Raw genomic sequence first — 23480 nt, 5'->3', positions numbered from 1 at the left:
TTTAACCTTTAATTACAATCGCTATCGTCTATACGTGACAGTACAAAACAAAATCACCAAAAAGCGGGGCATGCTGACGTAAACGGAATTGATATTCTGGAACAAGTTGTCTGACATACTCAGCAATCTCATAAAGATCGCTTGGATAGTGATATACACACAATGCCATTTTGGGTTTATATTTCTTGATCGTTTCTTCAGCGCCCCTGAGGAGAGGCATTTCCATCCCTTCAACATCCGCCTTTAAAAATGTAATGGGTTTTCCTGCAAGATAAGCATCTAAGGTCCATACTGCTGAGCTAATACGCTCATCAATTTCTGTAGCCTCATCTGGAGCCTCGGCTAAACCATGGCGAAGCGGATCATCATTTACAAAAGTACAATTCATACGTCCTTGTTCAGAGGAAAGACCGGCTTTTACTAATGAAACCTTGCTTTCATCAATAGCCCATTCCTGCACTAACCTTTCCATTCTTTTGGTCATTGCTACAAACTGTTTATAGCCTGGCTCAAACGCATAAAGATGTCTGAAAGTCCCCAGGTTTTCCCAAATAAACCTTTCTACACTATCGCCAACAAACGCACCTGCATCGACAAATATTTCATCAAAATTGCCAGAAAATTCAGGCAAGCCAAAATACATGTCTTTTTCCATCACTTGCAGGCAACTATCAACCGAACCGGTCAACATGGCGATGAGCAAGGCATTAAAGGTTTCGATGGACTTTTCATCCTGAAAAAAATTATCTCTAACACTCGCTAATCTAGCGTAATTTTTTACCACAAAATACCCATCAAATGACATGACAGGGAAATCATAATTGCTCATTTCATCAGCAACCTGTTTCACTACATGTCTTGCTGCAATAAGCATGGCGGGGACTTTTTCTATTTCTGCTTGCTCAGGGTACTTAACTAAAACGTTATGTATTTTTGAACCTGTTTTTCTAGTATCTCTATCTAAAAAACCGTCCACTTTCACCCCAAGGTTCTGCAGATGCTCACACGCCCATGTGCCTACAAATCCAGCACCATAGATCACACCACCATTGATAAAATTTTGATCTATTTCATCCACTAGAGGGGCCAAGTTTTTAACTAGTTCAAGAACACCTTCCGATTTATATTTCATTTCATATTCCATTCTTGGCTTTTAGCATTTATTGCAATCGATAAATAGACCGAGGGGACCAACCCAGGGACAAAGCAGCATTTTCTATTTTTTCAGCATGTAAATATGGAGCGATAACCAGTAATGCTTCCGGCTGAATCTCATTCGGATCGTATATAGATTGCTGCTGAAAATGACTTTTCTGTTTTTGTTTACTGGCATCACACAACCGGTAGTCAATTCCGTTTAATTTCGGCAATAGACTGAATAATTGCGTTGAAAGCCCCCATATTGTCAGTTGAGAATGCTGCTTCGCTAAACTGATAAGTGTCTCTGCCTGGTCGTTCAGCGCACGCTGTGCAGAAGACACATAGTTTGCAATATTATCGGTTAGCTCAAATACAGCCGGGGAAGGACGCTCAGTTTTTTTGGCTAAAATCATCAGCGAAGGATACTCAAATTCCGGCGTCGGCAACATCGCTCTTTGACAGGAAACAATTTCAAAACCATGCAGGTTTAACGCGGTATTCAATGATTGTGCTGAATAATGGTAGATATGTTCACGAATGCCCATCCAGAATGCTGTGCCTATCGGTTGTTGGGCATAGTTTTCTGCATCTGGAACCTCAATCAATATATGTCCCTGGTCCATTAAAACGTTATGAGCATTTTTAAGAACAGAATCTAAATCATGAATATGTTCCAAGACATGAAAATACGTCAATAAACGCTGACTGCTAACGGTAAATGGCAACGATAAAGCGCCGCCAGTTTGAAAACTAATGGGTGAATTATCACTGTTATCCTGGCTAACAGGCATGCTTTTTAAATCCACATCCACCCCAATGCAGTTGGCTTGCCAACCTTGTTTATTTAGCCATTGCAAAAACCCGCCCCGACCACACCCAATATCCGTAATAGGTGTGTGTTCCAAACCAGCCTTCGCTAAAAAATCATAGTAGTGCTGATATTTAGTCACATTTTCGGGCGAAGTAATATCAAAATGGTCATTTTCAAAATAACTACATTCATTGGCATAAAATTGAGCCAGAGTCTCATCATCAATATTTGCGACATAGACTAATCCGCAGTTATCACAGCTATGCCATTGTGCGGTATAGTTAAAGATTGATGCATCAAGACCACTATATTCCCAATCGGTCAAATGATGGGTCTCTGCCAGGCAAGCTGGACAAATTTCATCTTTTCTCACGTACTTTACCTACTTGCATTTAACTTGGTTAGCAGCACTTCTTTGTAGCGATCGATATTATCCACCTGGGCGTATTTAATATGGCCACAGTTACGACAAATCGGGTTGGTCTTTCGCTGACCTTCCAAATGCAGAACTCTCAGCTCCAGCATTTTTTCAGAATTCCAGATTTGCTTTATGGTTTGCTGCTTTAAGTCGCCAATGACCAGTTTTTGATCCCAATCGGGACAGCACGCACTGATGGTTCCATCGGCATTCACGGCCATGGCGTAGAAAAGATAACTGCACACACTTTTTTCTTCGAGACTTTGCTGATATTGGCCTTGATCCATCTGCACCTCAAAGCCACTTCTTTCTTCAATATCAAATTCAGGCCAAATTGGGGCGATGCTTTCCACAAAAATTCGATCGCAATACTCGCCAAAAGTATCGTAAAACTCGCGTTGCTGCTCAGGGCTAAGGTAGTTACCAGGGACTTTTATGGTTACTTCACAATCACCTTTATTCGCATAAAGCCATTTGATTTTTCTGACGAATTCTGGAAAGTCTATTTTTACTTTTGCGTGTTGCAGATATTGCTCAGCATTAATGCCTTCCAATGAGATATTCAGACGGTCCAAACCCGCTGTAATCATTTTTGTCAGCAATTCTTCCGTAAATAAAGCGCCATTGGTGGCAAGATCAATATGTTGAACCCGTCCACTGTTTTTGGCTAAAGCAATCATTTCTGCAAGTTGTTTATTTAATAAAGGTTCACCGATCTTATTCATCCGCATGACTTTCAGTGGCTGCGAAAATTCGGCGAGCTCATCAATTAATTTTTCGAATAACCCCAACCCCATCAAACTTCGTTTGTAATCTGAGTTTTTAATCAAATCAATGTGACCAGTCGGACAAAACTGACAACGAAAGTTACAGGCACTGGAAGGATCGACATACAGCAGGAAAGGTGTTTCTAACGGAATCACATTCTGCAATTCAACCCTGTCTTCTGGATTGAGTTTTGATTTAACTTCAGCTTTCATTATTGACTCCAGCATTATTGGTTCGCTGATAACGTTCCGATGGTATCGCGTAAATTACAGCGCCTGTGCCACAACCACTATGTAGACGAAAAAAGAACTGGTAATTGTCTAATGTTTTAATTAACCACGCTGCCATTTTGTATAGTCCTAAACGGTTGTGATACGCCGTGCTTGTCACAATGGGTCGATGTTTACGCAATGTTTTTTCAGCCCCTTGCAACACATTCAACTCTTCCCCTTCCAAATGTAATTTCATGAAGGTTACCGGCACGTCAAAGGCATCAAATGTCTTAACACTAAGGCTAGTATCACCGATTTCGCTAAGCTGACATGCATATCCCGCGCCAGCAAAAAATTGACGCATCCCTGAAACATTTGACAAGGCTGTACCATACAGATGAACTTGGTCATGGTCTCGACTGATGAGTTTTGCCAGCTTCGACTTTATCAGGGACAGATTTTCAGGATCAGGTTCAAATATCCATAACGACTTATAGTGATAATTGAAAGCATCCAGAAGCAATAAAGACGTTTCTCCCTGGTGAGCACCAATATCAGCAATAACCTCTTGCTGATGCACGACGGACTTCACTTCTGGAATCAAATAGCGGTTCTCTGGTTGCATTTCAGCCCCAGCAAACAACCAATCTTGGCGAAGGTGCCGCCAGGCAATGAACTGAAGGTGGTAAGCACGAGACTGAGGATCATTCCACTGCTCCATCACAGTCGAAATCTGTTCCGCCTCTTCCGTTGATAGCTGAGCGCAAAACCAACCATTACTAAGTGGGTGCTTATCGCGATAAGCTTCGCTAATATCATAGAAGTGCACCACATCTTGCCACCCCTGTTCAGTCAATGTTTCCTGTAAATGAGAAAACACCGCATTAGCAACACATATAGCTAATAAAGATGAGTGTTTTAACTGTAATGGTACGTCTTCGGGAAGAAGTAAGGTTACATCTTGCCAAAAGGGATCCTGCTGATGCTGATCCGCTTGCTGATCCACCACAGCTTCAATTTTAATGCCCAGTCGATCACAATAAACTTTAGCCATCCTGCCCAAATTCCCGGCCCCGTAAAACACAAGTGGCTTATCCACATGACGGCTTGGATCGGCAAGCGTTTGCCTTACCAGTTGTTGCAGCAACTGTTTGACCATTGCCATATCGGGTAATGCATCAAATCGCCTCAGCATAAGGAAGCGACTCCTCCAGCCCATTTCGCAAGCAATTCATCCTGCGGAAAATATCGATGAAAATGTATTGCAGAGCCTTTGGTCTCCTCCATCATACTGGGACGCAAAAAATCATCTTCTGGGCGCTCAACAAAGCCATCATTTTTAAACAATTCTGCTTGCTGTTGACAGGATAAGAACCATTGAGCGGGGGTTTCGCCAAAAACGTTATCAAAAGCAATTGCCTGCTTTTGCATTTGCATTTGCATAGCCAAGTTGTATTGTTCATCAAAGGCTCGTTGCATTTTCCCTGATGCATGTCGGTCACGAACAAACGCCGACGCGTTTCCCCCATTTCTGTTCGTTGTTGAGGATGCTGGTGTAGCCATAGAATGGCTTCAGCAAAACTCGCCTGATCATTGACCACCAGTCCGGTTTTACCGTGTTCCACAATTTCACATTCAGCCGGATTATTTAACACCACTGGCACGATGCCCATTGCCATTGCTTCCAGCAAGGCATTTTCATTCGTTCCATAGTGTCTCGGATTTTGTAGGTACGCCAAAACATTAATTTTATCTAAAGATTTGGCGACATCATGGATGTAACCAGTAAACATTAACAAATCAGTTCGGCCTAAACGCTTCGCTTGTGCCATCAACGTGTCGGCATTAAAGTCGTCGCCAATCATCGTCACTGTGAACGGTGTTAATTCAACCTTAGCCAGATAATAAATGTAGTCTGGATGCAATTTAGCGAAGTTAAAACTTCCAAGATAACCTACTGACAAGTTTTTTTGGGGATGACAGGCCGCCGATATAGGCCAATGTTCCAGACCATTATTACTATGAATAACTGCCAACTTCTTGTTATTTACTTCTAGCAGAGACTGTATTGATTCAGTCTGATAAGTGCAGGCTGACGTCATAATAAAGCGTGAAGATATTTCAACTAGTGCTTCAGGAATAATTTCATTATACAAACCGGAAACATGGCACCAAACCACCAGCCTCATTGGCAGATGACAGCATTTCAATAAAGCCGAAATCGTTTTTGGATGGCGCCACCATTCCAATTGTACAATGTCTGCCTCGGTTATCAGGTGTTTTAGCTGTTGTTCATCAGGTTCAACTATCACCTGATGGCCCGAAGCGATAATCAACTTTATAAAGTGATCTTTTTCAGCCTGCTCTAAACAAACAAACACATGTTCCACATGATGTTCCGATGGTTGGAGCAACCCTGATAATGCCCGTCCAACGCCTCCTCCCAGATGTGGAGTGAGGTGAATTACTTTCACTACCGACTCGCCAAATGTGCCTTGAATCGTTCGAGTAAGACAGGTTGGTAAGGATCAATATTGTCAGGCAGACAGTGCGTCAGCTGACCACAATTATTGCAGACAGGATGTTCGTTGCGTCTTCCTTCCAAGTGCTGAAGCCGTAAATCGTTAAACTCTGTCGAATTCCATATTTCTCTTAAGCTGTGCTCACGCACATCACCGACAATCAAGCGTCGCTCCCAATCAAGGAAACAAGAGCTGACCAATCCATCAGCATTGACTGACATACCATAAAATATGTAAGGGCAAGTATCAGTTCGGGTAATCGGTTGGTTATAAATGCCTTCTGTAATCTTTATTCCGGTTTTTTCTTCGACATCAAATTGTGGCCAACAAGGGGCAAAGTTTTCCAAGGAAATACGATCACAGTAATCGCCAAATACATCAAAAAATTCCTGTTGCTGTGCTTCAGTGATCAACTCTTTGGGAATTTTCATCACAATTTCACAATTGCCTTTATTGGCATATAACCATTTGACGTTTTCAACAAACTGTTCAAAATCAAAATTGAAATTGGTGAATTTTTTGTACTGCTCTTTGTTCATGCCATCAACAGAGATATTAATTTTATCTAAGCCGGCTTCAAGGATTGGCCCCATTCGCTCAGGGGTCATCAAAGAGCCATTGGTGGTGGTATCAATATAATCCACAAACGGGCTTTGTTTGGCGTAAGCGACCATCTTCGCCATTTCTTTATTTAATAATGGTTCGCCATCCTTATACATTCTCAGCACTTTTATCGGCTGACTAAAACCCGCCAGATCATCAATCACTTTTTGAAATACTTCGAACTTCATTCTGCCAACAAAACGGCCAGTATCTTTAATCAGATCTTTGTGGCCTGTTGGACAAAAAGTACATTCAAAATTACAAGCACTGGCAGGATCAACAAATAGGATCATCGGCGTAGCTAAAGGGATGACATCCTGTAAAGGAGTGCGCTCCTCCAGATTAATTCTAGGTTTAACTTCAGCTTTCATTTGTTTCCCCTAATCTCAAATAATTCAAGATATTATCCATTGTTTTAATTTGTCTGCATTACCCCAAAAAGCCATAGCTTCGTAATCTGGATATGGGTAATATCCTAGATTAAGTTCTATATTGCTTTGACGTGCAGTTATAAACCGTTTCACTAGTTCTAAAATAGTTATCGGCTCGCCACTACATATATTGAGGATACCGTTACATTCTTGTCGTTCTATGACTTTAAGCAAATAGTGCGCCACCGTTTCAACCGCCAGATAATCTCTTACCTGTTCACCTCCAGACATGTTAAAAACAGGATCGCCATTTTCAATCGCCTTCTCTAATTGAGATAACAGGCTGTTAGCATGTTGACCTGAGCCATACATATAAAACAAGCGACACCATTGCAGTGTAAAAGGTCGCTGTTTCTGCAAAGAAACCAGCCATTGCCGAAGATTATCTTTAGCCTGAGCATACGGAACATCTGGAAATACCGGCATAGATTCCGTGAGTTCTCCTTCTTTTTTGCCATATTCAAGGCAGGTTCCCGTCACCAGAATATGTTTGATTCCAGCCTCAATCATGGTTTGTAAAAACTGCTTATGTGCCGGTAAAACAACGTCCAGATGAAAGCTTTGTTGATAATTTGACAGACCACTCCACGCTAAATGAATAAGTACATCATGACTGGCTATTGTGTCAGGCCACTTAGTCTCGGGGTTCTCTATGTCAACTTCAATAATACCGACCTGATGCCCCCAATCCCTATTGAGAACATTCGATTTATCTCGTGTAATTACCGTAACCTGATGACCTTGTCCAAGCGCTTGAATGATTAAATGGGTTCCAATAAAACCGGTCGCGCCTGTCACCAGTAATTTCATGATGAAACTTGCAGTTCCGGAATTACCGTCACAAATTGGCCACCCCATTCTCGGATATGTGACTGTTGCTGTATCACCTCTTCAGCAATATTCCAGGGTAAAATCAGTACAAAATCCGGTTTTTTTAAGCTGATTTGGTCGGGAGCTAAAATCGGAATGTGCGAACCAGGAAGATATTTGCCTTGTTTTGATGCTGCAGCATCTACAACCAATGGCAGTAAATCAGTTGAGATACCAGCATAGTTGAGTAATGTATTACCTTTTGCTGCTGCACCGTACGCTATCACCGATTTATTCAATCGCTTTTGTTCGGTTAAAAATTCAATTAACTGTTGTTTAATGTGTTCGGCATACCCTTGGAATCCGGTATAGGTACTCAGGTTGGATAAACCAAACGTTTTTTCTTTTGCTAATAAATTGCTGACAGCCGTCTGTGTACTGCGTTTATCACCTGCATGGCAGGCATAAATTCGTAAGCTACCGCCATGGGTTGGTAGTGTTTCTACGTCAAAAACTCTTAATCCTTCCTTGTCAAAGATCTGACATACAGTGTTAAGAGAGAGGTAGGAAAAATGCTCATGGTAAACCGTATCAAACTGTCGATGCTGAATGAGCTGGAGCAAGTGTGGAAACTCTAGAGTAATGGTTCCATCATTTGTCAGCAGAGTCTTCAATCCCGCTGTGAAATCGTTTATATCCGGTACATGTGCATAAACGTTATTACCAACGATCAGGTCAGCCTGTTTACCTTGTTCAGTGAGTTCTTGTGCCAGTTGCTGACCAAAAAACTCACGAAGGATGGGGATCCCCAATTTTTCGGCATGGTCAGCAGTACTGTCAGTAGGCTCAATACCTAAACAAGGGATCGCTGCAGCCACGAAGTTTTTTAATAAATAACCATCGTTCGCCGCGACCTCGACAATCAAACTATTCTGATCCAGCTGCAGGCGTTGGATAATCTGATGACAGTAGCGTTCAGCATGCGATAACCAGCCCTGAGAAACTGAAGAAAAATAGGCGTAATCATTTGTAAACAATTTATCAGCCGCCGTGACATCTTCTGTCTGAACTAACCAACAGCGATCACACACATACAGTTTTAATGGAAATTTTGTTTCTTGCTGGGTGAGTTGCTCAGCCGTTAAATAGGCGTTCGAGGGTGGGGCAACGCCAAGATCCAGAAATATATGTGTTAATGGTATTTTACAATGCCGGCAATTCATCCAGATAAATCCTTTAACCACTTCGCCACTGTAGGTAATTCGGAATCTCTTACCGACAAGTTATTTACCGGCAGCGGCCAATCGATCGCTAAATCAGGATCTTGAACATGAACCCCCGCTTCAGCCGTTGCGGAATAAAAAGCGGTATGAAAGTAAATCAATTCACTTTCTGCCGCTAATGCCTGAAAACCGTGAGCACACCCTTCCGGAATGACGATCATCGTATCGTTTTCCTGACTTAATTCTTCTGCATGCCATTGGAGAAATGTTGGTGAGTCAGGCCGTAAATCCACCATCACATCCCATACAGCACCTTGAATACAACGGATAAACTTCATTTCCGCTTCAGGAGAGCGCTGATAATGCAGTCCCCTAACAGTCCCTCTAGTGGTTGTCCTGCTGAAGTTCACTTGTTTGATTTCGCGCTGGCCAAGGATAGGGGCCAATATTTTCTGACAAAACAATCTGGAAAACTCACCTCGCTGATCTGTAAAAGACGTTTGTTTGATTACAAAAGCGTCAGCTATATCCAGCGATATCCATTGCATTGTCATAGCCAGCAAACACCAGCTTTGTCGGCATCCTCAATGTAGTGTTGCCATTGAATTGCTGTAGCCACCAAACCTTCTTCAACTAATTTCTTGTACCAAAGCGCTGTATTTTCTGTGGCTTTATTTAAGTCCCAGACGGGTGTCCAACTTAATTGCTTACGTGCTTTGTCACTATTTATCCCCAGACAGATAGTCTCATGCTGTGCGTCTTGCTTTGCAATATGCCATGTAAATGCTGGCCAGTGAACATGAATAGACTCCAACACATCACTCACTGTGGCAATTTGCCCGGAAACCGGACCAAAATTCCAGGCCTGAGCACTAGATTGCTCTCCCTCCCATAATTTTTGTCCTAGTAACAAATAACCACTCAAGGAATCCAAAACATGTTGCCATGGTCTTGAGGATTCTGGAGACCGAACTTCTAACGGAATTTTTTTCGTGACACTTCTGACCGCATCAGGGATCAATCGATCTACCGACCAGTCTCCTCCACCAATAACATTCCCTGCCCGGGCAGAAGCTAATAAAACACCTTGCTGCTCAAAATAAGATTTTCGGTAGCTGTCAACCACCAGTTCTGTCGCCGCTTTGGAAGCACTGTAAGGATCATGACCGCCCAGACGATCGGATTCCGTGTATCCATCTTTTTTTCATGATTCTCATAACACTTATCACTGGTGATAACCACAATGGCTTTCACCGAAGGTACGTGACGACATGCCTCTAACAGGTTAACCGTACCCATTACATTGGTTGACCAAGTATCGAGAGGCTCACTATAAGATATCCTGACAAGGGGTTGAGCCGCCAAGTGAAAAACCATGTCAGGCTGCCAGGCCGAAATAATTTCTGATAAAGTTTGATAATTACGGATATCAGTGAGCTTTTGTTCAATATCGAGCTTTAATAAAGCCCAATGATTGGGCTCAGTATCAGGCTCCAAAGCAATGCCATATAATTTGGCCCCCATTTGGGATAACCAAAATGTCAGCCAACTTCCTTTAAACCCGGTATGACCAGTGATTAATACTTTTTTATTACGATAAATATCAGCAAACATTACTCCCAAACCTTCCATGGAGCCGTGGTTTGCCATAAATTTTCCAGGCTGACTTTATCTCGGAGCGTATCCATTGCTTTCCAAAATCCCGTATGGCGATAGGCCATTAACGCCTGCTGATCTGCCAGTTTTTTTAGCGGTGATTCTTCCCATGCTGTCGTTGGACCTTCAATAAAATCCATAACTTCTGGTTCGAGCACAAAGAAGCCGCCATTGATCCATGAACCATCACCTGCTGGCTTTTCTTGAAACTGTTCAACTCTCTCACTATTCAAATTAAGTGCGCCGTATCGACCCGGCGGTTGAATAGCTGTAACTGTGGCTAATTTGCCGTGTGATTGATGAAACTCAATCAATTTTTGAATATTAATATTGGAAACGCCATCACCGTAAGTGAAGCAAAAGGTCTCATTGCCAATATAATCTCTTACTTTCTTCAAACGTCCACCCGTTTGGGTGTCTTCCCCTGTTTCAATCAACGTGATTTTCCAGGGTTCTACATGCTTTTCATGGACTTGCATTTCATTATTGGCCATATCAAAGGTCACATCTGACATGTGCAGGAAATAATTGGCGAAATATTCTTTTACGACATAGCCTTTGTAGCCCAGACAAATAATGAACTCATTCACACCGTAATGAGAATACTGTTTCATAATATGCCAGATAATCGGTTTGCCACCAATGGTAATCATCGGTTTGGGTTTTAGATGAGACTCTTCACTGATTCTGGTGCCTAATCCACCGGCAAGAATGACTGCTTTCATAGTTAATCTACTGTGATTAAGTTGCGTCTAAGTGTTTCACAAAAAGTTAAACAAAGATAACCCCTGCACTTTGACATAAACTTGCTGTGCTGCCTGTAAACCCACTGATTTTAAATTTAATTGTGTAATTGCCTCAGCATAGTCGAGATCTTCTATTTGAGAAAGCGTTGTGGTCATACTGAACTGTGAACTGTCATTGATTTCACGTTGTTGTTCTACTGCATTTTGCCGCGTACCAATGCGGGTACGGGCATCGAGAGAAGCATCCATGGCGTAGTCCATATTTGCGAGAAATTCGCCATCATTCGGTGCGGTACCTACCGTTCCGCTGGAAAGTGCAGCGGTAAAATCCTCAATGGTTTGGAAAATGGCCTGATTGGGCCCAGCGACTGTCTGAGTAATAAATAAATCATCGCCAGGTTCATTGATCGCAACCAGATAACCATCACTGACACGTAATTGTCGTTGTCCCCCATCCCCGTTATAGGCATAGGTTGTGGTATCAAATGGTTGCACATCAGATTGATAACCGGAAAACAGATATTCCCCATTTGAATCTGTCGTATTAGCCAAAGCGACCAGTGTTTCATTTAATTGATTTATTTCTTCGGCAATACCCCGACGTGATTCAGTACTATTGGTATCATTCAGCGCCTGCACTGCCAGCTCACGAATACGTTGCATGATATCTCCGGCGCTTTTTAATGTGCCATCTGTCGTGCTCAAGCGGCTATCAGCGACATCAGCATTGTCTTGATACTGCTGCGACAGACCGATTTGTCTTTGCAAATCCAGCATTTTGACGGCGCCAATGGGATCATCCGACGGTGTTTGAATCCGCTTACCTGATGAAACTTGTAATTGGGTTTTAGCCAATTCACTCTGTTGTCTCAGCATGGCCTCTAAGCCTTGTTGAGTTATGCTGTTTGTGGAGATACGCATGGGTGGTTAATCTCCTAAAATGCGTTAATTAACGAATTAAACACGGTATTCGATACTGTGATTATTTGCGAAGCCGCTTGATAGGCTTGCTGAAACTTGATCAGATTGGCCGCCTCTTCATCCAGATTGACCCCAGATACACTCTCAGAACGTTGACGGATCTGACTCACCAGCCCCGCTTGTGTTTCCTGAGAGACAGTTGCTTGATTAGTGCGAGTTGCCACTTGAGAAACGATTGAGCCATATTGATCATTGAATGAGCGAGAAATCACAGGAGGGCCGGGATTGAGTATCACGGTGGTCTTATCGGTTTGCAATGCCGCCATGGCCAGTGCATTTTCATTATTACCCACGCCTGGATCGGTGGTAGAGGATGCGGCAATTAATCGCGTATCCGTAATGTTCATACTTATAGTAGCGGCTGTCGTACCAGTAGCATCAAAGAAATCTGTGCCGGCATTGCCGTTTAGATCGACACCATTACTGTGAGCAGTATTAAATGCGGTCACGATCGATTCGGCTAATATGTCCAGTTCGGCACGCGTACTATCCACGACATCCGTTCTTGCCAGTATAGCACCGCCTATTTCACCGCCACTAAGCTGCTGGGTAATATTAATTTGTGAGGGACCATAACCGATAGCAATACGGGGGGATTGGTACTATTGTCGGCAATCGTTGACAGTTCAACCCGGCTATTACCGACCACAAGCCCTTGTCCATTACCGATAAAGACATTTACTGCACCGTTATCCTGCTCGACTACATTCACCGAGACCAATTCCGACAAGTCGCCAATCAATTTATCGCGTTTATCCAGCAAATCATTGGGGTTGTAACCAGCAGCCAGGGACTCAGAAATAGAGAGGTTTAAATCCTTTATCCCCTGAGAAAGCACATTGATGTCCTTGACTGACGCCGAGAGAGTGTTATCAATCTGTCTGTCCAACTCGCCCAGTTGACTGTCCATCGTATTAAACCGGTTGGCCAGCAAGTCACCTTGTGTAAGCATAACCTGTCTGGCGGCAATCGACGTTGGATCATTGGCAACTTCCTGAACAGAATTGAAAAACGCTTCCAACCCGCCACTGATACTTAGTGAAGAAGAGCCAAGCAGATCATCAACCTGTTTGGAAAATGTCAAAAAACCGTCTTGCTGAGATTCAGCAGAGGTATAGGTGCGTAGTTGATTGACCAGAAATTGATTGAAGATACGATCAACTCCGGTGACGCCAACACCATTGCCAATGTAGTAACCACCTTCAAAATTGGCTGGCTGTGTACCTTGATCGGTACGCTGACGCGAATACCCAGCCGTATTAACGTTACTGATGTTATTACTGGTGGTCGCTAATGCATTTTGGGCGGCTAATAACGCCGAACTACCGATATTCAGCATGCTCATTTAGATAATCCCCTGCGAGCTGTTTTCTAGGTTAATACCCCAGATTCTGAATATTTTTATGCGAAATCTGTGCCAGTGTATCGCCATTCATAATGCGTTTAATCTTGTCAGCATATTGCGGATCGGTTGCATAGCCGGCTTCATGCAATTTTTCTACAAAGGTTTCCGGATCACCAACATGTTTTAATGCTTCTCGGTAGCGGGGTTGCGACTGAAGGAAGCTGACATAATCCTCAAAACTTTGAGCATAATCATCGTAAGAACGAAAACGTGATTGCTCGGCTATGGGTTTACCATCACGATATTCAAGCGCATTTTTAGCAACGAAATCCCCATCCCATCGGCTATCCGCTTTAATGTTAAACAGGTTAAAACTGGATTGTCCCTCACCATCTTTTAAGACATATCGCCCCCAGCCGGTTTCAAGTGCCGCCTGAGACAAAATAACTTCAGGTGTCGTCCCCATTTTGTCGGCTGCCTGTTGTGCCAGTGGCCACAGGTGGTTAACAAACTCTTCAGGCGTTTTAAAGCGCTGGGGAAAGTTTTTGTGTTCCGTGCCGGATAAGATCTCTTTGCTATCTGCATCCTGAGCATTTTCATGAATTTCTTTCACTGCACGTCGTAAATCCTGTCGAATAGTCACCGTATCAATGCTAAACGTTTGCCCTGGCAAGGGCATATTCGCATTGGTATTTGTCTGACCACCTAATTGCCGAACAATGACATCCTGTAAACCAAGCCCTCCCCGTTGCGACAAATCCATTGCCAATTGCTGGTCGGCCATTTCACGATAGGTTTTGCTATGATTGGAATCGAAAATACCTTCTGCCAAACTCGCCTGACGCATACTTTTCAACATCATCGTCGTGAAGAGCGCTTCAAACTGCGCCGCCACCTGTCGCAGAGTACTTGCCTCATTCCCCGGTTTAATGGCGGATTCACGCAGTTGATTCAAACCATGAAAGTCAACTGCATTTTGCGAAATATTAGAAGGAATCGTCATGACAGATTAGATGATGACCAATTCAGCACGCAAGGCACCAGCCTGTTTTAATGCTTCAAGAATTGCCACTAAATCACCCGGGGCAGCACCCACCTGATTCACTGCACGGACAATTTCATCCAGTGACACACCAGGGTTAAATACAAACATCCTGCTATTTTCTTCTGTTATTTCAATATCGTAGTTGGGTGTGATAACAGTCTGCCCAGCAGAGAAAGCATTGGGTTGGGACACTTCAGGATCTGCTGAAATGGTGACAGATAAACTGCCATGGGTTACCGCAGCAGGACTGACACGAACATTCTGACCAATCACCACGGTACCACTACGTGAATTGACGACGACTCTAGCTGGAGCCTCACCAGGGCTCAGTTCGAGGTTTTCAATTAACGATAAAAATGGAATACGTTGATTAGGATCTCTCGGCGCATTGACCCTGACGGATGCTGCATCCATAGAACTCGCTGTGCCGCGTCCCAATGTCTGATTGATGGCATCCGACAATCTGCTCGCTGTGGTGAAATCTGCCTGATGTAAATTCAGGATGATATGGTCACCAACATTTAGGGCATTCTGAACGGTACGCTCGACTGTCGCGCCATTGGGGATTCGCCCTGCACTAGGTATATTGACGGTCACACGAGACCCATCGCCCGCTTCAGCACCAAAGCCTCCCACCACCAGATTACCCTGAGCCATGGCATATATTTCACCATCAGCACCTTTTAACGGCGTCATGATCAAGCTGCCGCCACGCAGACTTTTGGAATCGCCCAGTGATGACACAGTAACATCAATGTTTTGGCCAGGTTTAGCAAAAGGCGGCAAATCAGCATGGACAGAAACTGCCGCTATATTTTTACTTTTCGGATTAACACCAGCGGGTAAGGTCACCCCCATTTCACGCAACATACTTCTCAGTGTCTGCCCGGTAAAAGCCGTCTTGTCACCGGTTCTACTAAGGCCCACCACCAAACCATATCCCACTAGCTGGTTATTCCGTACCCCGCCGATGGAGGCCAAGTCCTTGATTCGCTCAGCCTCAGCGGTCGTCATTATCAACAGCAAAAAAGCGGCAAAAAAGGTATTTAGAAGAGTTTTCATTTTGCTAACCTCAAAAAGGCATTAACGCGCTGATGAAGAACCGGCTAAGCCAGCCCATCGCATTGGAATCATTTGCCGGTCCATCGCCCACATAAGTGATTTGAGCATCGGCAATTCGAATAGACGAAATGGTATTGGTGGCATCAATATCACGGGGGCTAATCATGCCGGTTAACCGAACATACTCATTGCCCTGATTAATAGTGACCACTTTTTCACCACGCACAATCATATTGCCGTTTGACAACACCTCCACTACAGACACACTGATATCACCGGTAAGGAAGTTGTTTTGTTCGCTTTCGCCCTCCCCTTCAAAACTGCTATTAGCACCTGTGCTAAAAGCAAGATTGTTATCATCCGTATTAGCCAAAGGGAGGCCGCTGGGAAGACTGAATTGAGGGGTAGTACCAAATATCGTTGGATTGTTAATATTATTGGAGCTGGTTTTATCAACTGTCGTGGTGGCCTCTTTTTCCGCATCGGTCCGTTCTTGCAAACGTACTGTCAAAATATCGCCGACCCGACGAGCTTTATAATCTTCATACAAGGTAATATTGCTACGCGTGTCAAAAATAGCACCATCGTTTCGTTCTACTGGAGCAGTAGCCACCGGCCGCACTGCAGCATAGGCCGGGTCACGTTTTACTTCATTACTGACACAGGCGGAAAGCAAAATCAGCGAAGTGATTCCCAATAGTCGGTAAATGAATTTCATATGGATCTCCGGAACAAACATATCTATAAAATTGAGCTTGCAGAGTCCATGCCACAATTGTGTTTTAATCCAAGAAAACTGGATCTCCCTACCAGACATATAAAAGCCCCGAACTACATCAGCTGTAATGTCGGGGCGCTTACAATATTGTTATAGATTTTGACTAGCGTACTGCAGCATTTGATCGGCTGTGGAAATGGCTTTTGAATTCATTTCATACGCACGTTGGGTTTCGATCATATTAATCAGCTCGGTCACGACATTGACGTTTGAGGTTTCCAGAGCTCCGCCAATGACTCGTCCCAAACCATCCAGTGTGGGCGTACCGACAATAGGCACACCACTTGCACCGGTTTCTTTAAACAGATTTTCACCAACGGGTTGCAAACCAGCAGGATTCACAAAGTCAGCCAATTCAATTTCGCCAATGACAGTCGGTTCATTATCCCCGGGCTGCGTTACGCTGACAGTGCCATCGGCACCAATGGTAACGCTTTGCACGTCATCTGGAATATTGATGCCGGGATCCAGAAGATAGCCGTTAGACATCACCATATCGCCATCGGAATTAATTTGGAATGTCCCATCACGGGTATAGGCGAGATCGCCATCAGGCATCAGGATCTGAAAATAGCCCCGACCATCAATGGCGACATCCAGGGCATTATCTGTTTGGATAATGTTGCCTTGAGTATGCAATTTTTCGGTGGCAACTGTGCGAACACCGGTACCAATCATTAAACCGGAAGGTAGTTGATTATCGGTAGTCGTTTGCGCGCCGGGTTGGCGAATTGTCTGATACAGCAGATCTTCAAATACTGCACGATCCTGTTTAAACCCTGTGGTGTTCACGTTCGCCAGATTATTTGAAATCACCGACATCCGTGTTTGCTGAGCATCAAGCCCGGTTTTCGCAATCCATAATGCCTGGTTCATAAAGTTTCTCCTAAAAACACTATTGCTCTGTTACTAACCATTTAGTTGCAACAAGCGTGCCGATGCGGCACTGTTTTCTTCTGCGGTGCTCATCATTTTGACTTGCATTTCATATTTACGCTGAAGTTCAATCATATTGACCAAAGCACCCACAGCATTCACATTGCTGCCTTCAATGGTTCCAGAGGCAACTTTAACTGTGGCATCCAACGGTGCTTCGGTGCCATCCGACATACGCAGCAAACCATCCTGATCTTTAAAAACGTTTTGCAGGTCAGGCTTGACCAGCTTGATTCGATCGATCACTGCCAACTCATTTTCAGCACCACCAATCGGGCGAATGGAAATTGTGCCATCAGCACCGATATCAATTTTTTCTGCTGGTGGAATGGCAACAGGTCCACCCTCGCCCATTACCGGCAACCCCGTGCCGGTAACTAATTGCCCCAGCTCGGTAACATGTAAGTCCCCTGCACGGGTATAACCTTCACGACCATCTTTGCCCATGACAGAAATAAAGCCTTCGCCTTGAACAGAAATATCCAGTTCACGACCGGTTGACTGTACGCTGCCTTGCTGATAATCAGTTGCTGGACGCTCTGTCATTGAATAAACACGGGTGGGCAAACCCTCGCCAAACACCGGCATGGAACGGAACTGTTCCAAGTCAGCTCGAAAGCCCGTGGTATTAACGTTAGCCAGATTATTGGCATTGGTCGCCTGCGCCAGCATGGTTTGCTGAGCCGCATTCATTGAGATAAACAGCATGCGATCCATAGTTAGCCTCTTTTTTCTATATGCATATCAAACAACTCAGCGAGATTAACGCAGGTTGATGATGGTCTGGGTAATGGCATTATTAGTTTCTATCGCTTTTGAGTTTGCCTGGAAATTACGCTGTGCAGTAATCAAGCCAACCAGCTCTTTAGTCAAATCGACATTTGAGGTTTCCAGTGCACCTGACTGAATCAAACCAAAGCTGCCTGTGCCTGCTTCACCAATCCGCACATCGCCTGAATCCAATGTCGCTTCCCAGGCAGTATTACCAATCTGTTTTAACCCTTGAGGGTTAGGAAAGTCCGCCAATACAATTTTGGCAACGTTAGTGGTTTGACCATTTGAATATTGGGCCTGTACCAAGCCGGTATCATCAATATCCAAGCCTGTCAGCCGGCCGGTGGGAAAACCATTCTGATCGGTATCCAACACGGTAAAGGCGGCTGAGTTTTGGGTTGAACCAGCAAAATTAATTTCAAAACTCAAATCAACTGCACCACTACTCAACCCGGAAAACGTATAAGTTTCCGTTGGTGTTACCCCACCATCCAAAGCCCCACCTAAAGCCGGGTCAAAGGTCAGTGTTTTGGTATCCTGGCCTGGAGCAAATTCAAGTATAGTCTGGCTGCCAGTGGGTTCATTAATATAAACCTGTACGTTCCATTCATTAGCAACATTGGTTTTCTGATAGTAATAGGTCAATGTACTTTCATTACCTAAAGAATCAAAAATATTACTGGAGGTAGAATTGGTATAGGTTTCTGGATCATTAGGATCAATGGGTGTCGCGACTGGATCAATATCTGTAGCAGTTGAAGGAAGATTTGCTGCAATATCCACTTCTGTTGTGGCTTGAGGGACACCCGCAGCAACCGGCAACCGAATCGGATCCGTTCCACCCAAAGCGGTAGACGAAACACTGCCATCAGCATTGACCGGAAAACCTAATAAATATTGTCCAGAACTATTGGTGATGTAGCCATCGCGGTTAATATTAAATGCACCAGCTCTACTATATAAAACCTGTTCAGTATCCAGAGCGGGTTTCAATGCGTAAAACCCCTGCCCATTACCACTAATCGCCAAATCCAGCGAATTATTGGTCACTTCCAGATTTCCCTGATTGAATTGTTGTGCCACATTGTTCAGCACGACACCCGTACCGATGGCCGTATTACTGTTCCCGAATGTTGACAGGGCATAAACATCACCGAATTCTGCTCGTGAACCTTTAAAGCCAATGGTATTGATATTGGCGATATTGTTTGATTTCACATTCAAATCGGCAGTGGCGGCATTGAGGCCTGTTAATGCTGTACTAAATGACATGATGTTTACCCCTTAAATAATTTCTTGAACTTCACTGAATGGCACCGAACCGATACCGGCCAGATTTATGGTTAATCCCTGACCATTAGAGCCAACTAATACGCTATCGACTTTGGCCATGACAGCCGTGGCAAATGCCGTGTTTTGTCCATCTACAGTGCCCGTGGCGGTAAATTGATAGACGCCTTCAGGCAACGCTTCACCATCGTTATTCAAACCATCCCACTCAAAATTGGTATAGCCTGAAGCGGCCCCCATCGGAATGGTTCTGACTAATTCACCAGTTTCGCTGTAAACCTTGAGTTCCAGATTAGAAACAGGATCTGCCACATTAATTTGTCCGCGCATCGGTGAGTCAGCAGTCATCACACCAATTGACGAAGGAACCAATACCGAACGCCCTACAAGAGAAGAGCCCTGCAACGCCTGGTCTGACTGCATCGCATTAGCAAAATTAGCAAATGAATCTTGTAAATCACTGATACCACTTACCGTACTAAAGGAAGCTATCTGTCCGAGGAAGTCTCCGCTTTCCATTGGCTTAAGCGGATCCTGATTCATTAGCTGCGTGGTCATCAAGGACATAAAATCCTCCATTTGCAACTTGCCAGGATCATTTTTCTCTTCTGTAGTACTTGTTGTACTTTTACTGTTGAGAAAAGCATAGGGATTGTCGCTCACACCATTTATTGCCATTTCTATGACTCCCTGCGGTTATTTGCCAAGCTGCAATGTCTGTAGCAGCAATTGTTTGGAAGTGTTGGCAATCTCAACATTGTTCTGGTATGAACGAGAAGCCGACATCATATTTGCCATTTCTGCAATGGCGTCCACGTTTGAGTGATAAACATATCCGTTGTCATCTGCCAGAGGATGAGACGGGTTGTATTCCTGGCGAATCGGAGCCTGACTTTCTGTTATCCCTAACACTTGAACAGAACCGGCCTTATATCCTTGCTGTGCATCATCCAGTACCGTGGAAAAAACTGGTTGCCGGGTGCGGTAGGTTTCATTCACGCTACTACTGACACTGTCTGCGTTAGCCAGATTACTGGCTGTGGTATTGAGGCGCAGTGATTGTGCACTCATTCCACTACCTGCAATATCGAAAATGTTAAATAATGACATGGCAGATTATTCTCCTTTAATCGCTTTGGTCAGGCCTTGGAAACGTCCGCCTAAAAATTCAAGACTGGCCTGGTACTGAACGGCATTTTGCATAAACTGTGCCTGCTCCACTTGTTCATCCACAGTATTACCGTCCAATGAGTCTTGCATCGTTGTCCGGTACTGGGTTACGGCTTCAAATGGATTTTCGTTGTTACCGGCAATATGTTTCTGATGAGTCGTACTCAAAGCGGCAGATTTTTGTCCTGCTGCCGCCATTTGCAATGCCGATTGAAAATCCATATCTTTCGCTTTGAAGTTTGGCGTGTCTGCATTGGCCAGATTAGTCGCCAGCATTTCTGCCCGCTGTGTCCTGATACGCAAAGCATCGGCATGAATCCCAAGAGCAGAATCAAAATTTATCGGCATGCTGTTTCTCCACAACAATCATTTACTTGAAATCACCTAAGCATCTTGCATGCCACAATTTATTATCAATATTAATCAATCACTTAAACGTTCTGCGGCAAGCTATAAAAAGCAAAGCGGCAAGCTGTTGCCACTCCACTGAACCAGCGGAATACTGCTGATATAATCCATGGCTTGTTTAGGTATTAATTGAAGAAAAACCTGTCAGGGACGATACATTTGCCAACTGGCTCACGTATTTAAAAAATAGATGGCGGGCAAGCAGCATAAGTGCTTGACCCACAATAGTTTTAGCGTTAAAAACAAAGACCTACAAGGAGCGTCAACAAGTGAAAAAGTTTGCAGCAAATAATGGTTTCACACTGATCGAATTAATGATCACACTGGTTGTTGTCATTATTTTGGTTTCAATTGCTGCCCCAAGTTTTAATGCAATGATTCGTGATAATCGTCTGGCCACTGAAGCCAATAATTTTTTAGGTTCATTACAGCTCGCCAAAAGCGAAGCAATACGTCGGGGAGTTCAGGTCACCATGCTCCGTAATGGCAATGCTGCTGGTGAATGGCATGGCGGTTGGAGAATTTTCACTGACTGGAATCGAAATGAAACATTTGATGGTAACGCAAATGCTACCGACTGCAGTGTAGAGGGACAAGACTGCTACCTGAGAATTTATGATTCTTTGGGAAACAATCTCACCCTCACCGGAGACGCTAAATATCAGGATTGGATAGCCTTCAGCCCCTCTGGAGAGGTTTTAAGCTCTGGTGGAGGATTACCAATGGGAACTTTTACGCTGTGTACTCCAAACGCAAATCAGCGAAATATTGTTTTCAATAATGCGGGCCGCATGCAAGTGCGGGAGGGAGCAGCATGCTGAAAATAAAACAATCTGGCTTTACTTTGTTGGAAGTAATGGTTGCCGTATTTGTTTTATCTGTGGGTTTGCTAGGTTTGGCCCATTTACAGATAACCGCTTTAAAAACCAATCAAAGTGCGGATCTTCGTACTCAGGCATCCTTATATGCATCTGATATTCTGAATCGTATGCGAGCAAATCGAGTAGCGAGTCAAAATGGTCTTTATGTCATTGCCACTACAGATGGTATACCCAACGCTGGAGGTAATGTTTCTAACCAGGATCTTCATGAATGGAGAACAAGTCTCTCCAATGCTTTACCTGGAGGTACAGGCGGCATTAACTGTCCAGCATTTAATAACTTAAATGAGTTCATTTGTACTATCACAATTGAATGGCGTGACATACATATAGGAGATAATGCCAACAATATCAACTACAACGAATTAGCGACTAAAACATTAACGATGGAAGGAGCTTTATGAATAATCAACGCGGCCTTTCCCTGGTTGAATTAATGGTAGCCATCGTTTTGGGACTGATCTTAGTTGCGGGCGTAATTGAATTGTTCGTTAATAATCGTCAAGTATATCGTGTTCAGGAAGCAAAAGCGCGAATGCAGGAAGATGGCCGTTTTGCACTGCACCATATCAGCCGAATAATGCTTAATTCAGGCTATAGAGGATGTGATTCTTTACAGAACCAAAATGCCAATGTGGAACAGGACAAACGCCCCTTAGAAAATGTATTAAATGGTGCTAACGCTTATTTATGGCGTTTGGATATACCCATTGAAGGTAGTGAAGGTACAAACGGTGCATTTAATCCGGCACTTGATGCAACGATTAGTGGTAATGCTCTCGCTGGGTCAGATGTCATTACAATTCGCACTGTTAGTTCTGGTCATGCAAATATTATCGATCATGATGGCACTGACTTTACTGCGCCACTTGAAACCGGTACCGACAATACTTTTACACCATGTGACCCTGATCCTGCCAGTCCAGACTATGAAGCTACTTGCAGCAATATTGCTTTGGTTACGACCTGTGATAGTGCCGCCATCTTTCAAATTACCAATGATCCTTCTTCAGGAACAATAGAACATGCAGCTGGTGTGGGTTCACCCGGCAATTCTTCAGCTAATTTAGGTGATAACTTTGGTGGTGGTTGGCTAAATACTTATTCTGCAAATACTTTTTATATTCGACAAGGCGCTTCGGGTCCTTCTCTTTATCAAAAAGTGCTGGATAACGCATCTCAGGAGCTTATTGAAGGCGTTGAGAGAATGGAAATTCTCTACGGTGTTGATACTAATCAGGACTTTTCTGTAGATGATTACAGAACAGCAAATGCAGTAGGAAATTGGGCAAACGTAATCAGTGTTCGTATAAGTCTTTTAATGGTGAGTCTGGAAAACAATCTGGTAGTGGATGGACCCCAGGATTATTACTTCAATGGTGCCACTATTACTCCTGCTGCTAATGACCGCCGACTGAGACGCGTCTTTACTCAAACTATTGTTCTACGCAATCGCACATCATGAATAAA

General features: G+C 43.8%; 27 protein-coding genes. 3 read left to right on the top strand and 24 right to left on the bottom strand.

The genetic code is table 11. The features are described from left to right. Positions 1–28: 28 nt before the first annotated feature. The 24 genes from AC08OG_RS02810 to flgB form a co-directional block, all read right to left on the bottom strand. Positions 29–1132 carry an FkbM family methyltransferase gene (locus AC08OG_RS02810; RefSeq protein ID WP_292356244.1) on the bottom strand — a complete coding sequence of 368 codons (1104 nt, stop codon included), beginning with the start codon at positions 1130–1132 and terminating at the stop codon, positions 29–31. Between the two features lie 28 nt (positions 1133–1160). After that, a complete protein-coding gene (locus tag AC08OG_RS02805) occupies positions 1161–2324 on the bottom strand; it encodes a class I SAM-dependent methyltransferase (protein WP_292356242.1) in 1164 nt (387 codons plus the stop codon). A 5-nt stretch (positions 2325–2329) separates the two neighbouring features. Then, positions 2330–3349 carry a radical SAM/SPASM domain-containing protein gene (locus AC08OG_RS02800; RefSeq protein ID WP_292356241.1) on the bottom strand — a complete coding sequence of 340 codons (1020 nt, stop codon included), beginning with the start codon at positions 3347–3349 and terminating at the stop codon, positions 2330–2332. Continuing rightward, entirely contained in the window at positions 3339–4544 is a 1206-nt protein-coding gene (locus AC08OG_RS02795) for an FkbM family methyltransferase (RefSeq protein WP_292356239.1), read from the bottom strand. The genes AC08OG_RS02800 and AC08OG_RS02795 overlap by 11 nt, the downstream gene beginning before the upstream one ends. Positions 4545–4635: 91 nt before the next feature. Beyond that, on the bottom strand, positions 4636–5823 hold the full coding sequence (locus AC08OG_RS02790; RefSeq protein WP_482930034.1) for a glycosyltransferase family 4 protein: 1188 nt from the start codon (positions 5821–5823) through the stop codon (positions 4636–4638). Next, positions 5823–6845, bottom strand: a complete 1023-nt coding sequence (locus AC08OG_RS02785; RefSeq protein WP_292356237.1) for a radical SAM/SPASM domain-containing protein — start codon at positions 6843–6845, stop codon at positions 5823–5825. The genes AC08OG_RS02790 and AC08OG_RS02785 overlap by 1 nt, the downstream gene beginning before the upstream one ends. Before the next feature lie 24 nt (positions 6846–6869). Continuing rightward, positions 6870–7715 (bottom strand): NAD-dependent epimerase/dehydratase family protein, encoded by an 846-nt coding sequence (locus AC08OG_RS02780; protein ID WP_292356236.1) that lies wholly within the window; start codon positions 7713–7715, stop codon positions 6870–6872. Beyond that, a complete protein-coding gene (locus AC08OG_RS02775) occupies positions 7712–8938 on the bottom strand; it encodes a class I SAM-dependent methyltransferase (protein WP_292356234.1) in 1227 nt (408 codons plus the stop codon). The genes AC08OG_RS02780 and AC08OG_RS02775 overlap by 4 nt, the downstream gene beginning before the upstream one ends. Next, the gene (locus AC08OG_RS02770; RefSeq protein WP_292740786.1) at positions 8935–9492 is read right to left on the bottom strand and encodes a dTDP-4-dehydrorhamnose 3,5-epimerase family protein; all 558 of its coding nucleotides are present in this window, start codon (positions 9490–9492) and stop codon (positions 8935–8937) included. The genes AC08OG_RS02775 and AC08OG_RS02770 overlap by 4 nt, the downstream gene beginning before the upstream one ends. Further along, positions 9489–10112 (bottom strand): NAD-dependent epimerase/dehydratase family protein, encoded by a 624-nt coding sequence (locus AC08OG_RS02765; RefSeq protein ID WP_482930518.1) that lies wholly within the window; start codon positions 10110–10112, stop codon positions 9489–9491. The genes AC08OG_RS02770 and AC08OG_RS02765 overlap by 4 nt, the downstream gene beginning before the upstream one ends. Continuing rightward, the gene (locus AC08OG_RS02760; RefSeq protein WP_482930033.1) at positions 10013–10552 is read right to left on the bottom strand and encodes a GDP-mannose 4,6-dehydratase; all 540 of its coding nucleotides are present in this window, start codon (positions 10550–10552) and stop codon (positions 10013–10015) included. Before AC08OG_RS02760 ends, AC08OG_RS02765 begins: the two co-directional genes overlap by 100 nt. Next, positions 10552–11319: a glucose-1-phosphate cytidylyltransferase gene (gene rfbF, locus AC08OG_RS02755; RefSeq protein WP_292356229.1), complete on the bottom strand. Its 768-nt coding sequence runs from the start codon at positions 11317–11319 to the stop codon at positions 10552–10554. Before rfbF ends, AC08OG_RS02760 begins: the two co-directional genes overlap by 1 nt. A gap of 36 nt (positions 11320–11355) precedes the next feature. Then, positions 11356–12261, bottom strand: coding sequence for a flagellar hook-associated protein FlgL (gene flgL, locus AC08OG_RS02750; protein WP_292356227.1), 906 nt, complete (start codon positions 12259–12261; stop codon positions 11356–11358). A 14-nt stretch (positions 12262–12275) separates the two neighbouring features. After that, a complete protein-coding gene (locus tag AC08OG_RS02745; RefSeq protein WP_482930517.1) occupies positions 12276–12848 on the bottom strand; it encodes a FlgK family flagellar hook-associated protein in 573 nt (190 codons plus the stop codon). Continuing rightward, the gene (gene flgK / locus AC08OG_RS02740; protein ID WP_482930032.1) at positions 12845–13666 is read right to left on the bottom strand and encodes a flagellar hook-associated protein FlgK; all 822 of its coding nucleotides are present in this window, start codon (positions 13664–13666) and stop codon (positions 12845–12847) included. Before flgK ends, AC08OG_RS02745 begins: the two co-directional genes overlap by 4 nt. Positions 13667–13697: 31 nt before the next feature. After that, positions 13698–14669: a flagellar assembly peptidoglycan hydrolase FlgJ gene (flgJ, locus tag AC08OG_RS02735; protein WP_292356223.1), complete on the bottom strand. Its 972-nt coding sequence runs from the start codon at positions 14667–14669 to the stop codon at positions 13698–13700. A gap of 6 nt (positions 14670–14675) precedes the next feature. Next, a complete protein-coding gene (locus AC08OG_RS02730) occupies positions 14676–15773 on the bottom strand; it encodes a flagellar basal body P-ring protein FlgI (RefSeq protein ID WP_292356221.1) in 1098 nt (365 codons plus the stop codon). 10 nt (positions 15774–15783) lie between these two features. Then, the gene (gene flgH, locus AC08OG_RS02725; RefSeq protein WP_292356219.1) at positions 15784–16491 is read right to left on the bottom strand and encodes a flagellar basal body L-ring protein FlgH; all 708 of its coding nucleotides are present in this window, start codon (positions 16489–16491) and stop codon (positions 15784–15786) included. A 150-nt stretch (positions 16492–16641) separates the two neighbouring features. Further along, positions 16642–17427, bottom strand: a complete 786-nt coding sequence (gene flgG, locus AC08OG_RS02720) for a flagellar basal-body rod protein FlgG (protein WP_292356217.1) — start codon at positions 17425–17427, stop codon at positions 16642–16644. A 33-nt stretch (positions 17428–17460) separates the two neighbouring features. Beyond that, positions 17461–18204, bottom strand: a complete 744-nt coding sequence (flgF, locus tag AC08OG_RS02715; RefSeq protein WP_292356215.1) for a flagellar basal-body rod protein FlgF — start codon at positions 18202–18204, stop codon at positions 17461–17463. A 45-nt stretch (positions 18205–18249) separates the two neighbouring features. Further along, positions 18250–19533: a flagellar hook protein FlgE gene (gene flgE / locus AC08OG_RS02710; protein ID WP_292356213.1), complete on the bottom strand. Its 1284-nt coding sequence runs from the start codon at positions 19531–19533 to the stop codon at positions 18250–18252. A gap of 12 nt (positions 19534–19545) precedes the next feature. Next, complete coding sequence (locus AC08OG_RS02705) at positions 19546–20229, bottom strand: flagellar hook assembly protein FlgD (RefSeq protein WP_292356210.1); 684 nt, start codon at positions 20227–20229, stop codon at positions 19546–19548. Positions 20230–20247: 18 nt separating this feature from the next. After that, positions 20248–20661, bottom strand: a complete 414-nt coding sequence (flgC, locus tag AC08OG_RS02700; RefSeq protein ID WP_292356208.1) for a flagellar basal body rod protein FlgC — start codon at positions 20659–20661, stop codon at positions 20248–20250. A gap of 6 nt (positions 20662–20667) precedes the next feature. After that, entirely contained in the window at positions 20668–21069 is a 402-nt protein-coding gene (gene flgB, locus AC08OG_RS02695) for a flagellar basal body rod protein FlgB (RefSeq protein WP_292356206.1), read from the bottom strand. Between the two features lie 329 nt (positions 21070–21398). Here flgB and AC08OG_RS02690 point away from each other — a divergent pair, with 329 nt between their 5' ends. From AC08OG_RS02690 to AC08OG_RS02680, 3 genes are read left to right on the top strand one after another with little or no spacing between them, the layout of a single operon-like run. Further along, complete coding sequence (locus AC08OG_RS02690) at positions 21399–21950, top strand: GspH/FimT family pseudopilin (RefSeq protein ID WP_292356204.1); 552 nt, start codon at positions 21399–21401, stop codon at positions 21948–21950. Next, positions 21944–22414 (top strand): type IV pilus modification protein PilV, encoded by a 471-nt coding sequence (pilV, locus tag AC08OG_RS02685; protein WP_292356202.1) that lies wholly within the window; start codon positions 21944–21946, stop codon positions 22412–22414. Before AC08OG_RS02690 ends, pilV begins: the two co-directional genes overlap by 7 nt. Continuing rightward, complete coding sequence (locus tag AC08OG_RS02680; RefSeq protein ID WP_292356200.1) at positions 22411–23475, top strand: PilW family protein; 1065 nt, start codon at positions 22411–22413, stop codon at positions 23473–23475. The genes pilV and AC08OG_RS02680 overlap by 4 nt, the downstream gene beginning before the upstream one ends. Positions 23476–23480: the final 5 nt, after the last annotated feature.

This window comes from Methylophaga sp. F7 (assembly GCF_056863975.1).
This window is presented reverse-complemented; position numbering and strand designations above follow the sequence as displayed.